Origin of the sequence: Shimazuella kribbensis DSM 45090 (genome assembly GCF_000428065.1) — a bacterium.
GTDB classification, from domain to species: Bacteria; Bacillota; Bacilli; order Thermoactinomycetales; family Thermoactinomycetaceae; genus Shimazuella; species Shimazuella kribbensis.
In genome coordinates this window covers 13,153-26,662 of record NZ_ATZF01000007.1, presented here as the reverse complement: position 1 = coordinate 26,662, position 13,510 = coordinate 13,153, and the positions used below count along the sequence as shown (strand labels likewise).

The window sequence follows — 13,510 nt, the reverse complement described above, 5'->3', positions numbered from 1 at the left end:
ATTAATCTGATATTTACCAAATCGATTGACATGTGCCGTTACATAAGGACTTAAATAGGAAAGCCATTCTTCTTCGTATTCATTTCCTTCTATCAAAAACGATCAAACACCAGCTTTCTAATTATCGAACAGAAATTTTAGTAACCAGTATTCGTGTTCATCAATCACATGAATTAAAAAATAACCGACTCCTTAACATACAGGCGGTCGGTTATTTTTATCTGTCAGTTGTAAATGCCTACTTTGAGCCCTCTTCAAGGGGTTCTATTCTTCCTTTTCAACATCAAGACGATTGCCGTCTTTATCGTAATGAAAAAACCCTTCTCCTGTTTTGATCCCCAGATGTCCGGCACGTACCATTTTTTTCAACAATGGTGCTGGTCGAAACTTGGTGTCTCCAAATTCTCGATACAATCGCTCTAGTGCAGCTAAAACAGAATTTAAGCCAAATCGATCTGCCATTTCAAAGGGTCCATAGGCAAAATGGTATCCATTTTTCATGGCAAAATCGATTTCAGCAGCTCCTGCAACACCTTCCATGAGAATGTAACTAGCTTCGTTGATAAACAATACAATCATCCTTGTAGTAACAAACCCTGGGGATTCGAACACTTCTACCCCTTTTAGCTGAAGCGTGGTTAACAATGTTCGTAGCTGAGCAACACATTCTTCTGAAGTTTTCAACCCGCGTACTACCTCTACTAGGGGTCGTTTGGTTACAGGATAAACAAAATGCAAACCAACCACTTTGTCTGGTCGATTGGTGACTGCGGCAATCTCGGTAAGACTCAAAGTGGAAGTATTACTAGCAAATAAGACATCCTCCCGACATAATTCATCACAAATCTGGAAAACAGCTTTCTTTGTATTCATATCTTCTACTACCGATTCGATAACAAAATCTGCTTTTTTTAAGAAATCCATATTAGAAGTAAAAACAATTCGAGAAAGAGTTAATTTTTTTTCCGCAGTAGTGATGCCCCATTTGGATAGTTTTTTATCTAAGCTCTGTTCAATTTTTGATTTTGCATATTGGGCCAACTCCTCTGTTTTCTCTAATAATAAGACTTCATAACCTCTGGATGCACATAATTCAGCAATACCTTGGCCCATGGTACCACCGCCGATGACAGCAATTTGTTGTATTTCTTCCACCAAAACAAAATACTCCTTCCCTAACTCACCAATTGTTGCATTAATAATTTACGAAATTGATCTCCGTCCAATCTTTCTTCTACTAACAGGGTGTTCAAACAATCTCGGAAAAATGAATGGTGTTTCTTGGTCATTTGAATCGTTTGTTGATACAACTTATCTAAAATCCGGGAAACTTCTTTTGAAAGTTGATCCGTTGACAGTAGAGTCATATCGATTATACCTAATGAAGTCAGTCCTGTATCAATCATTGTTTTACAAAGTTGAATTGCTTGTTCGTAATCGTTTTTGGCTCCAGTAGATCGATTATCATACCATACTTCTTCTGCTGCCGTACCTGCTAAACAAATCATAACTTGTTTCTCTAATTGTTCTTTGGTGTGTAAATATCGATCATCTTTTGGATGATGTCGAACATAGCCGAGGGCCTGTCCTCTAGGTGTTAAAACCACTTGTGCCACTGTGTTAGGCTCTAATAATTCTGCAACTAAAGCATGTCCCAATTCATGAATGGCAACACGTTTTTTATCTTCTAAGGAAGTGGATCGATCTGTTTGTTCTCCCATCAATACTTTATCAACTGCTTGAGCAAAATGTTGGTCTCTAATATCTTTCGATTCGGAACGCATAGCATATATCGCGGCCTCATTAACAACACTAGCAAGACTTGCACCAGAAAAACCATATGTTTCTTGCGCTATTTTGTTTACATTCACATTTTCATGAATAGGTCTTTTTTTCATGTGTAAAGATAATATGTGAGCTCGTCCTTCTTTATCAGGTAAGTCCACCGAAATATGACGATCAAACCTCCCAGGTCTAGTCAGGGCTGCATCCAATAAATCTTTTCTGTTTGTTGCTGCGATGACAAAAACAGCGATATCATTCTTTTTAATACCATCCATTTCTGTTAATAACTGATTGAGTGTTTGGTCATATTCTTTATGTTGAGACCCTTCTCTTTTTGCTCCAATCACATCGATTTCATCAATAAAGATTACTGCGCGATTTTTCTTTTGCTTTTTTGCTGTGTTTCTAGCTTGTGTAAATAATTGACGTACACGATTGGCCCCGACACCCACATACATTTCTACAAATTCACTACCAGAAGCCGTGAGAAAAACAGCATCTGAATAGTGAGCAGCAGCTTTGGCCATTAAAGTTTTCCCTGTACCAGGTGGGCCAGTTAACAAAATCCCTTTGAGCGGTTGAATTCCATATGCTTGCATTTTGTCTTGCTGTATAAGGAAATCCAGTGCTTCCATTAATTCTTTTTTCGCTCTCTCTTGTCCTCCGATATCCGTAAATTGAATACGAGGTATAGTGTTACGTTGATCTTTGGCATTTTCTTTTTTCCAAAGAGAACCCGCTTTTGTCCCTGTTCCTGAAAAATACCAAATTGCGATACCAATACCGACGATTACAAGCATAGGTAGTATGGGAACTCCTAAATAAGCAAGAAAAAGCAAAAGACCCAGTCCAACCCCTAGCAAGGAAAAGTACATTTATTTCACCGCCTTTATTGGTAATATCTGAAACCATGTTTTATTTCCGTCTTGTAGAGAAAGATAAACATATTGATCATCTAAAAATAAGTTATATGGAAGATGATACTTATTCGCTATTTGTCGAACAGTAGATTGAACAAGCGTATATTTCCCTGTATTCATACCTTCTTCCACACCAAACACCATTTCTTGCCATGCTTTTTTGATTGTGGCTGTTTGGGGATTGATAAAAGATATTTTCCATTTACCTTGTCCGAGTTCCTCATCTAATTGAGTAGGTACATCTGGGAATTTATCTATAAAATCATAATTTGGTTTCGCATGCACTTGTACTTTCGTGATTCCAGGCTCTATTTTCATGTTGACGATAGAAATTTCTACCTGTTTTTGCAACACATCTTGTATAGGCTTTTCCACTTTGAAATATTGAAAACCTTGGTAACCACGGAAGAGTACAAGTAAAGTGACAACCAAACTAATCGCAACTATTTTCATTTGTTTTGTCATGATTGTCACGTACCTCCATCTTCTGATATATCACAAAGTACACTAGTTAGTATATCACATGTAATATATCTCCGTTGAAAGGAAAGATTGGAAATAAGAAAAAAGACCGTATTTACGGCCTTTGTAAAATGTGTAAGACATACCTTCTTGTTGTAAGGTGATACTATAGTTACACCGCAAGGGAGGGTATACCATGTCTTCTTGTTGGTTGTACGATCTATTGGAGACTCATTTATCCGAAGTACAGCTAAGTCAGGTGGAATCCTTTATCCATTCGGAATCATGGGCCTCCCCCGCAGCCCGATGCCGAAATTGGACTGAAGAAGAAGAACCACCACTACGTTTTCGTCTGGATATTGATGTACAAACATAGATTTACTTAGTCATAGTTTTACAAAAAATCTTCTACCTATTCCTTCGCCGAGTCCATTTCGCCTGCCAATTACTGGCAGGCCTATCTGCTTTCCAATTCTTGAAATGCTTGATTCGCTTGATGACTAACTTTTTCTTCATCAATCGTTTTCAATTCTCGATTTAGCATTAATGCTTTTCCATCTACAAAAACATCGACAATATCTCCACGCGAAGCAGCATAAACGATATGAGAAACAATATCGTGTAGAGGTTGCATATGTGTAGCTGTTCTATCGATAGTAATAAAATCTGCTTTCTTTCCTTTAGAAAGCGTTCCTGTTATTTGATCAAGAAACAAAGCTTCAGATCCATATACTGTACCCATCCATAGAGCTGTTTTTGCGGGTACCGCAAGTGGATCTTGATTTATTCCTTTGTGTATAAGAGCCGCTAGTTGGATTTCTTCTAATAAATCTAGATTATTATTACTCGCAGAACTATCCGTTCCCAATGATGGTCGTATGCCTGCTTCTAACATTTTTGTGATTGGTGCAATACCGCTTCCTAACTTTAAGTTACTACCTGGATTATGTGAGATTTTCACATTTTTTTCTGCTAGAAGCGCAATCTCTTCATTATTTAGATGTACAGCATGAGCAACCAAAGAAGGGAGTTCAAAAAATCCAAGTGAATTCAAGTGAGCAACTGGTCTCTTGCCATATTCTTCAACATTTTGGGCTACTTCTCTAGCTGTTTCTGACATATGAGTATGTATAGGTAACCCCAGATCGATAGCTTTTTCGATAAACTGTGTAATATAAGTTGGTGAACAAGTATAGGGGGAGTGTGGAGACATCATGGTAGTTATTCGACCACTAGCTGCACCATGCCAATTTTTTGCAAACTCCGTAGCTTCTTTTAATTTTTTCGCTCGAAGTTGATCATCTCCAAAACCAATACAACCCCGGCATAAAGAAGCTCTTATACCTGTGTTTTCTACTAATTCCGCTACAGTATCCATATAATCGTACATATCTAGAAAACAGGTTGTACCTGAACGAATCATTTCCGCTATCGAAAGAGAAGTACCCGCTGACACTTGTTCTTTTCTATATTTTCCTTCCAAAGGCCACATTTTATCTTCCAACCATTCTTGTAGCGGTAAATCATCAGCATATCCTCGTAACAAACTCATTGCAGTATGACCATGTGTGTTTATAAACCCTGGCAATAGTACTTTTTTGCTCATATCTACTGTTTGATCAACTGAAATTGGTAATTCATTTCCTTCGTATACTTCTAAAATAACGTTATTTTCTACTACTAAGGTTCCCACGAAAGGCGAGTAGTTTTCTTCCATCGTTAAGATAAGTGCATTTGTGTAAGCAGTTTTCATTTTTTCCTCCATTATTTCAAATGAATAATAACATTTTGGTTTATGTGGTAATAATCCTTAAATCCTCTTATCACATATTCTTGGTCATCCAATTCATACCCTGCTGCACCTCGATTGATAAGTCGAGGAAGAACTAAGACATCTTGTTTCATTTTAGCATGTTCTCCCACTATTATTTGTCGTTTTTTATGTATAGCAGCATTCATATGATATTGCGTATAAAGATAATAATAGTTAAACAATGCAGATGAAACGAGAAACAATACAAGTTGTATTTGTATTATTGGTTTTTTTAAAGCACCAAAAAGTAGGATAATACTAGCCATCGCTAATGGTATTGCTGGAAAAGCAATTCTTCCACCTGTCATCGATGGAGTAAAAATAGTTGCTATGTTAATTAAAAGAAATCCAAGAGGAAACATCAAGAACAAATAATTTTTCATCTGGATTGCCAAATATCCTGACATGGCGATAATGATAAAAATTAAGATCAGGCCATAAAGACTCAAATAAATCCGATTCATAAGCAAAGAATGAAATATATTTGATTGTCCAAAAAGAGGAATGTCAAAAGTATATGGGAGTAAAACAATAGGTCCACTTATAAGCCAATACCATTTAGAGGTAACTTGATAGCAGAGTATTGAAAGTAGGATAACTAGAAGAATAGTGAAAATAGCTTGTTGATCGATAAAAAAACGAACCATTGCAGGAAAAGTAATCTTAAGTTTTCCAAAGAGAGATAATTGATTGTAAAAAGCAATGGCACTTGATGATGCTCGTGCATTTACGCCTGGTGATAAAAATAATCCAAGAAAACCAACAAAACCAAAGAGAAGGAAGCTAAGATATATAGGTTGCATTTTTTGTTGATAAAACCATTCTTTTCCTATCCAGAATAATAGCAAACCTAATGTTAATAAAGCGATTTGCTCTTGCGACCATCCGAGAAAAAATGCTAATACCAAAAAAATACAAACGGGTATTCTATGTTGAAAGGCCTTTCCATAGTCGATACGTCGAAAATAGACAACCAATAAAAATAGACCTACCATCGGATAAACATAATTAAATGATCCGACTGCATAATATAAAGTTTGACGTGCGATGTATAGATGTACAAGAAAGAACATAGATATCAAGACAAAACCAGCCGATTCGTCTCCTCTCTTTGGTAATCTTACAAAGACAGAGTAAAAAATGAGATAACCAAACAATGTTAGGATAAATGGATTGAAAACTCTCCAGATATTTATTCCTTTGACTAGCATGAGTATAGAAAAGATATTAGTAAAAAACCTTCCGTTAACATGGTAATAGTCATATATTTGGTTATATATGACTTGGTAGATAGAAAAATCATGTCCATTAAAATGCGGATACAAGCTAAAATAAGTAGCATAGCGATAATCATCGCCATACATAAAGATCTTTTGATCCAACAAAAACATACCAAGAAAAAGCATTACAAAAGGGATATGAGGAATGAGCCACTTCATGCGATTTTTTATCATCCATATCTTCCTGTCCATTACCTATCAGAAATATTTTCGAACGAACTGCAACAAGGTTGTAAGATTATATTTTGTTCCTTTATAAATAGGAGAAAAAATATCCCCTTTTTCCGATATTCTATCCCCTATATTTGTGAGGGTAAAATCGCTAGGCCTAATAGGCTGTATCAATTCATCCCATTCAAGTGGTGTGGAAACATTAGCCTCTTTTTTAGAACGAGGAGAGTAAGGAGCTATTAATGTTTTTCCTCTCCAATGTTGCAGATAATCAAAATATACCTTTGTTCCTCTATCTTTGACTCTTCTTTCAATCGTAATTAGCTTTGGATACTTTTCCGATAGATAACGAGCAACAAAGGTACTTATCTTACGTGTTTCTTCAAAAGTATGAATGGGTTCTAAAGGTATATAAATTTGTAAACCACTTGCTCCAGATGTTTTGACTATTCCATCTAATCCCATTTCATTGATTAATTCCCTTGTATAGATTGCAACTTCCTTCACTTGTTCAAAGGGAGATCCAGTAGGATCAAGGTCAAAAATTAATTCTGTAGGTGTATTTACTCTATTATAAGAATGGAATGATGCATGAAACTCCAAGCAAGCGAGATTAGCTAACCAAATAAGTGTTGGGATATTTTGCAACATGACATACTCTGTATTCTCAGCTTTTGTAGTACTGACAAAATGGGGTTTAGAGACAGGTACATTTTTTTGATAGAAAGAATCACCAAATACACCATCCGGAAAACGAATGGTTGTGAGTAATCTGTCTCGGCAATATCGAAGTAGATAAGGACCTAAAACACCTAAATATTGAACATAGGCCCATTTCGTTATCCCAGGAAAAAGCTCTTTATCAGGATTGGAGATCTTCACTTCTTCTCCATCTATACGAACATACATATCGCCTATTTCCCAACTTTCCATGAGCAAATAGTTATTTATCACATACACTGCTGTATATACGTAGATCTAAAGGAGGATTCCCTATGTTTAACAAAAATATTGACTATGAAGCTTTATGGGATGAAATCGAAAATGAATTGGATACAGATGTAACAATTGAAGAGTATCAAAATATTAATGATCTCTCATCTTCGCATTATCAAGCACGACATTGCCGTCCAATATATGATCCATTGTTCTTTATTTTCTTCCCGCATCGTCGTCATTATTAACGTTCAATCATAGCACCTTTTAAGGTGCTAAATTATTTTAGAAAACTTTCAATTACAGGGTTACGAAGAGTTGCATCAGGGGTCCATTCTAAAAATCGTATATTTGCCTGCATATTTGGTGAAAACCAGCGAATCTCTTCTTCTTTAAAAGCAGGAATTGCTGTTACTGGATTGGAGACGGAAAGAGAATTGCTGTATATCGTTAAGATTTGTTTTTCTTCTGTGCTCAAGCCAGAAGATACTCTTCCTATGTATATCCATTCTCCCCTTTCTCTTTTACCTAATAACAATGAATACACAGATCCAGATTTTAGTGTCACACCAAGTACAGTAGCTGTTACATATTGAAAATGCTTTATTTTCTTCCATGTAGGATGTTTTACTCCCAAATGATATTTTCCGTTTTTTTCTTTTAACACAATTCCTTCCCAACCTTGATTTTTTGTATAGTGAAATAAAGACTCTCCATCAGTGGTCGTCGGACAAACTTGAATCTTATCCGTTGGTTCTATTGTTTCATGTAAAATAGATAATCGTTCATGGAGTGGTTTATCTGTTATCCAATCATTATATTGAAGAATATCAAATACAATATAACTAACTGGTATTTTCGAAATGTATTGTTGAATCTTACTTGCTGTTTTCATGCGATCTCTTTTTGCGACTTGAAAAAAATCTGCTTTTCCTTTATTTATTGTTATCATTTCTCCATCTAAATATAAAGTTTGCTTTGCAAACTTGTTTGTTAATATATCCCTGATTTCTGGATAGATGAAACTTCTTACATTTCCATTTCTCGTATGAAGCAGAACATTTCCATTTTCTATTTTAGCAAGTATTCGAATTCCATCCCATTTGACTTGATAAACCAGGTTAGGATCTACCAATAGTTGATTAGATAAAACAGGCTCCATTGGTTTAACCAGTGCACACATGCATTTTGATCCTCTCTAAACAGGCCTTTTTGAATACTGTAGCCCTATCCTCCCTATTACCATGACAACTATCAGATACAACATGATAGTAAGGGTATATACTGCCAACCGCTGAGTGACAAGTGTAAAATATAAGATCCCATCCTTTTGAGTTCTATGCTTTTGACTCTTGCTTTTTACCCCATTTTTTCTTTAAATAAAGCACACCTGTAGTAAGAAAAGGGATAATCATGATGATGTAAGTAAAATACATCATCCACATCGCCGTATAGGTTTGAAAATCTGCTGCATTTGGTGTTCCCCACTGAGAAAGAGGGATAAGACTAATGGCAATAGGTATTGTTAAACAATTAAGATCTCTCAGTCGAAACAACTGTTTTATACTTAGTGCTGTTACATAAACACATACAGATAGCTTGGTAAATATAGAAAACGTCCATATACCAGCCATAATTACCTCTACACGTTGAATAACCCCACCCACATCGATTTTTTTTGCAATGGTGAATGCAGGATAAGTATTTATTGCTGTTCCATATCCACCCAAACTCAAAATGGAAAGTACAGTTATGATCATTACTATCACACCACCGATGAAGGCTCCTAAAACATATCCTTTCGTGATTTTTTTGTTTTTGGATACAAAAGGCGTCAGCATAAGAAAAAGTACCAATTCGCCAAAAGGAAATGATATAAACCCATAGGAAGACTTGAAAATATCATGAATATCATGCTCTAATATTGGCCTAATATTATTTGGATGCATTTGTGGAAGTACAGCAAAGATAAACACAATAAACAAGAAAGTAAATAGAGGAGTCAAAGTCTCTGTTGATCTGGCTAGGGTCTCGATTCCTAAACGAACCCCAATAATCACAACGATAACGAAAATATATTCTGCTGCATCTAATGGTGTCCCTACCAACATTCTTGTATTAACAAAATTACCTATATTAGAAAGAACCAAGCTTGATAGTGTTAATGAAAAAAAAGTAAAAATCAAAGCAATGACAAAACCTAAATAGTTACCAAAAGACTCATTGATAGCTTCTATTAATGATCTACCCATAAAGAATTTTCCTATTGATGCGTAGCACCAAACTACCAGTAAACCAATTCCTAATCCCAAAAGTGCTGAAATCCAACCATCCTGTCCCGCATAACTGGCTAACATGCTAGGTGCAATAATGACTGAAGTTCCAACTGTATATAGAAGAACCAGTATGGCAAATTGACGGTATTCAATCTTTTCTTTTCTTATCATGTCCTAGCCCCCTACTGGTATTAGTTAGAAGTAAAGGAATTTCAATATATTTGCTACTGTTGCAAGCAGGAGAAAAAAGGAGAAAAACCATATTTCTTTGGTATACTTTAATTTCTTTAAACGTGGAATCTCAAACAAAGCTACCACAACTGCCACAACAGAAATCAAGATCGATTGCCACATGCGCTATCACCTCTACTTCATAGACGGAGTGGATTTATTTACTTTACCAAAGTTTCTAATCTTCACTTTTACGTTTACTTTAACGGATAGTGTAGAAAAAGTTTTATTCCAGTTTTTCTTTAACTTAGACCAATCTTTCGGATAAGTCTGATGAATTTGATCTCCAAAACCGAAAATATCACTTTGATATTCTTTTTGCGTCTTTTGTAGAACCATAGTTATTTGATTTTTTATTTCTTTTTCCGTTTTCTTTTCTAGTGCGTGGATAACATTTAGATTTAGCAAATTGGATTGGCATTCGAGTTCTGCTACATTTGCCTCTGAATTTATCTGTACATCTATGGAAGGTTTATGATTTCTCATATTTGCCTTTATAATAGAATTTGTATGAATCAGTTCTGTCACATCTTTATGATCTTTATTACATGGCATCTCAATAACCGTACTCTTTATTTTGCCAATCAAATATTTATAACCAGAAGCCTCTGTTTCATTCAGGTATCCAACTAACTTATCTTGTCGCAGCACCCCAACACTGGTGTACTGCAAATAATTTTTTATCGATATGTTCTCGACGTTCTTCTTTTGTTCACCTTCCTTTAGACTACCTCTAATCTCTACTGCTGTAATAACCGGTTCCTTTCCATCACCTGATATTTCATTATCCAATTGATCGATTTTCAGAGTAGAAAATGGAGCCCAATACTTCTCAGAATGCCTAAGCATGTTAAACATATAGGCTGATGGTACCTTTTCTAATGGGGTTACCATGGTTAATACGTCTTGTGCCTTATTCCCTTTCGTCATAATAATAAAAAAATCACTTCTTAATTCATGATCGCGTGATATAACATCAAGAGCTGGAGCTACACCTTCTCTCACAATAGACTCCCCAAGCACTAACATGCGTAAATGCGCTAAGTATAGTTTTCGAGGGGTACTCGCTGTCAATTGGCGAATCGCTCCCATTAATGTGTTTGATTTTGTCTTATAAGTTACAACAGGAGCTCTTCCGCCACCCCCACCTTTAGATGCTATTTCACTTGGATCTACTATTTGAGTGGATATCACATACTCGTTATCAATCTTGTCCACACCTAGACCAATAACAAGCGCTATTTCATTTAATTCCCTACGGCTCCAACATCCTGATAAAAGTAATACCATTGAGAGGAAAACAACCAATAGAAGTTTTCTTTTACTCATTTTTCATTCTTCCCTTTTTTATTTGGTTTCGTAGGTGGGGAATTATTACCTCTCACAACATCTTGAGATACTAAGCTAACTGGGCGTTTATCCATCATCCAATGTGGCATCCGAACAATACTATCTTTAAATTCGGAAGAGATATATGGTCCATATGGTGTCATATAAGGAATTCCAAAGGAACGTATACTACATAAGTGCAACACAATCACAATTATGCCCATCATAACTCCGTATAACCCAAATCCAGCAGCAATCATCATCAAAATAAATCTCAATATACGCAATGCAATCGACATATTATACGCAGGTATTACAAAACTTGAAATCGCAGTAATTGCAACCACGATTACCATACCGGCTGATACAATACCTGCTTCTACTGCAGCTTGACCAACTACTAATGCACCAACAAATGAAACAGTCTGACCTACTGCTTTGGGTAATCGAACCCCAGCTTCCCGTAAAATTTCAAAAACCAATTCCATCAAGAATGCCTCTACAAATGCAGGGAAAGGAACTCCCTCTCTTTGTACCATCAGATTGACAAGCAATGGAGTTGGTAGCATCTCTTGATGAAATGTGGTAACAGCAATATAGACGGCTGGGGCAAGAAGAGAAATAAATAAACAAATAAAACGCAGTATCCGAATTAAACTAGAAATAAGTGATCGTTCATAGTAATCTTCTGCCGCTTGAAAAAATTGATTAAATAATGCTGGAACCATCAAGACAATAGGTGTACCATCTACTATAATGGCAACTCTACCTTCGAGCAGTCCACCAGCTACTACATCTGGTTTTTCTGTATGATGAACGGTAGGAAAAGGAGAATAGGCTTCATCTTGGATAAGTTCTTCAATGTATCCGCTCTCTAAAATACTATCGATGTCAATTTTATCTAAACGTCTTCGGACTTCTTCTAAAACGTTATTATCTACCAATCCATCAATAAACATAATGCTTATCTCTGTTTTTGTAAGTTCTCCAATAGTCTTCCCTTCTAATCGCAAGCGAGGGTTATTGATTTTCCTTCTAATCAAGGCAGTATTTGTTCGGAGTGTTTCACTAAAACTTTCTCTAGGACCACGAACAACACCTTCAGCTTCAGGAACTCCTCGATCTTTCCAGGATTTTAGACATAATCGGTATCCTATTCTACTTCCTTCCATGAGGAAAACAACTTCACCACAAAGCATGGACGTAAATAATTCATCAAAGTTTTCGATTTGAACTACTCCGCCAATAGGTAATAAAGACCTTTGAATAAAAGGGAGCCAAGACTCTGGAGAAACATCAAAATCTTTCCAATCATTTTCTTTTAAAAATATCATCAATGGTTCTAGTACAAATTGATGAAAAGCATTTGAATCTGTTAAACCCTGTGTATAAAGGAAACAACAGCCTAATTTTTGATTTTCTCCAATATAAACCTCTCTAACGACAATGTCCTGACTTCCTCCAGTTGTATCTTTTACATGTCGGATATTCGCATGTAACGAAGCTGAGATGGATTTCATTTTTTTCTTCTCTTGCTCTTCTGTTTCCTCAAATTTTTGTTGGGTATTGCTACCTTCATTAGCTGACATGTTTTCTGCTTCGTTTTGTACATCTTCCTTACTTTGTTTGTTGTTTGTTTTCTCTTCTTGAGATATTTTATTGGGATCTTCGTTATTTGCTGTTTTTGGTGAACTCAAATGAGAATCACTCTTTGGTTCATCTTCCTGCTGAGATTTGTTTAATGGTTCATGTATCTCATTTTCTGTTATTTTCTCATCTTGCTGGTCCAGATTACTCTCACTAATCGTTATTTCTTGCGAAGATTTATGTGATTTGTATGGAGACTTTAATCGTTTCTTATCCCTTTTGTTTTTATCTTCATTTGATTTCATTCTGATACCTCATGTTCTTTATTTTCATAAGAAGTTACATAAATTTTGCACCAGATAAAGGAATTTCATTCACGAAATAAAGCAATTTTGGTGATTTTACATGATAACGCAAAGCTCGTACATCGTATCTAATAACGACATTTGAATAATATATTTCAATGCAATTTTTGGGATTAAAAACCTAATTTCTTGCTGTCAAAGGTGCTTCCAAACATCTTGTAAAAATCCTATGTTTAGAAAATCAAAAACAAGATGTCCCTCCAGAAGTTGTTCAATATCTAGTGGATCAGGTAAATACTTCGATTGGAGATTTCTTTGACGGGATAGAGGGAACATCCGTCGATTTTGATATCGAATAACCATTAAATAGAAAAAAACTTGAGTTTTTATAATGCCTTAAGTCATTTCATGTTTA

At 35.7% G+C, this 13,510-nt stretch carries 13 protein-coding genes; 2 read left to right on the top strand and 11 right to left on the bottom strand.

Annotation, left to right across the window (positions count from 1 at the left end; genetic code table 11):
- Nucleotides 1–264 precede the first annotated feature (264 nt).
- From A3GQ_RS0111690 to A3GQ_RS0111680, 3 genes are read right to left on the bottom strand one after another with little or no spacing between them, the layout of a single operon-like run.
- Nucleotides 265–1,155: a 3-hydroxyacyl-CoA dehydrogenase family protein gene (locus A3GQ_RS0111690; RefSeq protein ID WP_028777209.1), complete on the bottom strand. Its 891-nt coding sequence runs from the start codon at nt 1,153–1,155 to the stop codon at nt 265–267.
- A gap of 20 nt (nt 1,156–1,175) precedes the next feature.
- Nucleotides 1,176–2,660 (bottom strand): AAA family ATPase, encoded by a 1,485-nt coding sequence (locus tag A3GQ_RS0111685; RefSeq protein WP_028777208.1) that lies wholly within the window; start codon nt 2,658–2,660, stop codon nt 1,176–1,178.
- Complete coding sequence (locus A3GQ_RS0111680; protein WP_028777207.1) at nt 2,661–3,170, bottom strand: hypothetical protein; 510 nt, start codon at nt 3,168–3,170, stop codon at nt 2,661–2,663. It abuts the gene before it with no gap.
- Nucleotides 3,171–3,363: 193 nt separating this feature from the next.
- On the opposite strand from A3GQ_RS0111680, the gene A3GQ_RS0111675 reads away from it, so the two are divergent.
- Nucleotides 3,364–3,543 carry a hypothetical protein gene (locus tag A3GQ_RS0111675; protein ID WP_028777206.1) on the top strand — a complete coding sequence of 60 codons (180 nt, stop codon included), beginning with the start codon at nt 3,364–3,366 and terminating at the stop codon, nt 3,541–3,543.
- 81 nt (nt 3,544–3,624) lie between these two features.
- Here the strand turns inward: A3GQ_RS0111675 and A3GQ_RS0111670 are convergent, their stop codons facing one another.
- Genes A3GQ_RS0111670 through ligD form a run of 3 tightly spaced genes read right to left on the bottom strand, consistent with a single transcriptional unit; the run spans nt 3,625 to nt 7,385 of the window.
- A complete protein-coding gene (locus A3GQ_RS0111670; RefSeq protein WP_037464797.1) occupies nt 3,625–4,920 on the bottom strand; it encodes an amidohydrolase in 1,296 nt (431 codons plus the stop codon).
- An 11-nt stretch (nt 4,921–4,931) separates the two neighbouring features.
- Nucleotides 4,932–6,434 (bottom strand): DUF6056 family protein, encoded by a 1,503-nt coding sequence (locus A3GQ_RS0111665; protein ID WP_028777204.1) that lies wholly within the window; start codon nt 6,432–6,434, stop codon nt 4,932–4,934.
- Nucleotides 6,435–6,458: 24 nt separating this feature from the next.
- The gene (ligD, locus tag A3GQ_RS0111660; RefSeq protein ID WP_245596776.1) at nt 6,459–7,385 is read right to left on the bottom strand and encodes a non-homologous end-joining DNA ligase; all 927 of its coding nucleotides are present in this window, start codon (nt 7,383–7,385) and stop codon (nt 6,459–6,461) included.
- A gap of 41 nt (nt 7,386–7,426) precedes the next feature.
- On the opposite strand from ligD, the gene A3GQ_RS0111655 reads away from it, so the two are divergent.
- Entirely contained in the window at nt 7,427–7,615 is a 189-nt protein-coding gene (locus A3GQ_RS0111655; RefSeq protein ID WP_028777202.1) for a hypothetical protein, read from the top strand.
- Between the two features lie 32 nt (nt 7,616–7,647).
- On the opposite strand, the gene A3GQ_RS0111650 is transcribed toward A3GQ_RS0111655, so the two are convergent.
- The 5 genes from A3GQ_RS0111650 to A3GQ_RS0111630 all read right to left on the bottom strand — a co-directional run bounded on the left by A3GQ_RS0111650 (nt 7,648) and on the right by A3GQ_RS0111630 (nt 12,723).
- Nucleotides 7,648–8,550: an ATP-dependent DNA ligase gene (locus A3GQ_RS0111650; protein WP_028777201.1), complete on the bottom strand. Its 903-nt coding sequence runs from the start codon at nt 8,548–8,550 to the stop codon at nt 7,648–7,650.
- A gap of 154 nt (nt 8,551–8,704) precedes the next feature.
- Nucleotides 8,705–9,814: a GerAB/ArcD/ProY family transporter gene (locus tag A3GQ_RS0111645; protein WP_028777200.1), complete on the bottom strand. Its 1,110-nt coding sequence runs from the start codon at nt 9,812–9,814 to the stop codon at nt 8,705–8,707.
- Between the two features lie 24 nt (nt 9,815–9,838).
- Nucleotides 9,839–9,997, bottom strand: coding sequence for a hypothetical protein (locus tag A3GQ_RS26985; RefSeq protein WP_156877680.1), 159 nt, complete (start codon nt 9,995–9,997; stop codon nt 9,839–9,841).
- Nucleotides 9,998–10,009: 12 nt separating this feature from the next.
- A complete protein-coding gene (locus A3GQ_RS0111635; RefSeq protein WP_028777199.1) occupies nt 10,010–11,203 on the bottom strand; it encodes a Ger(x)C family spore germination protein in 1,194 nt (397 codons plus the stop codon).
- A complete protein-coding gene (locus tag A3GQ_RS0111630) occupies nt 11,200–12,723 on the bottom strand; it encodes a spore germination protein (protein WP_037464847.1) in 1,524 nt (507 codons plus the stop codon). The genes A3GQ_RS0111635 and A3GQ_RS0111630 overlap by 4 nt, the downstream gene beginning before the upstream one ends.
- Nucleotides 12,724–13,510: the final 787 nt, after the last annotated feature.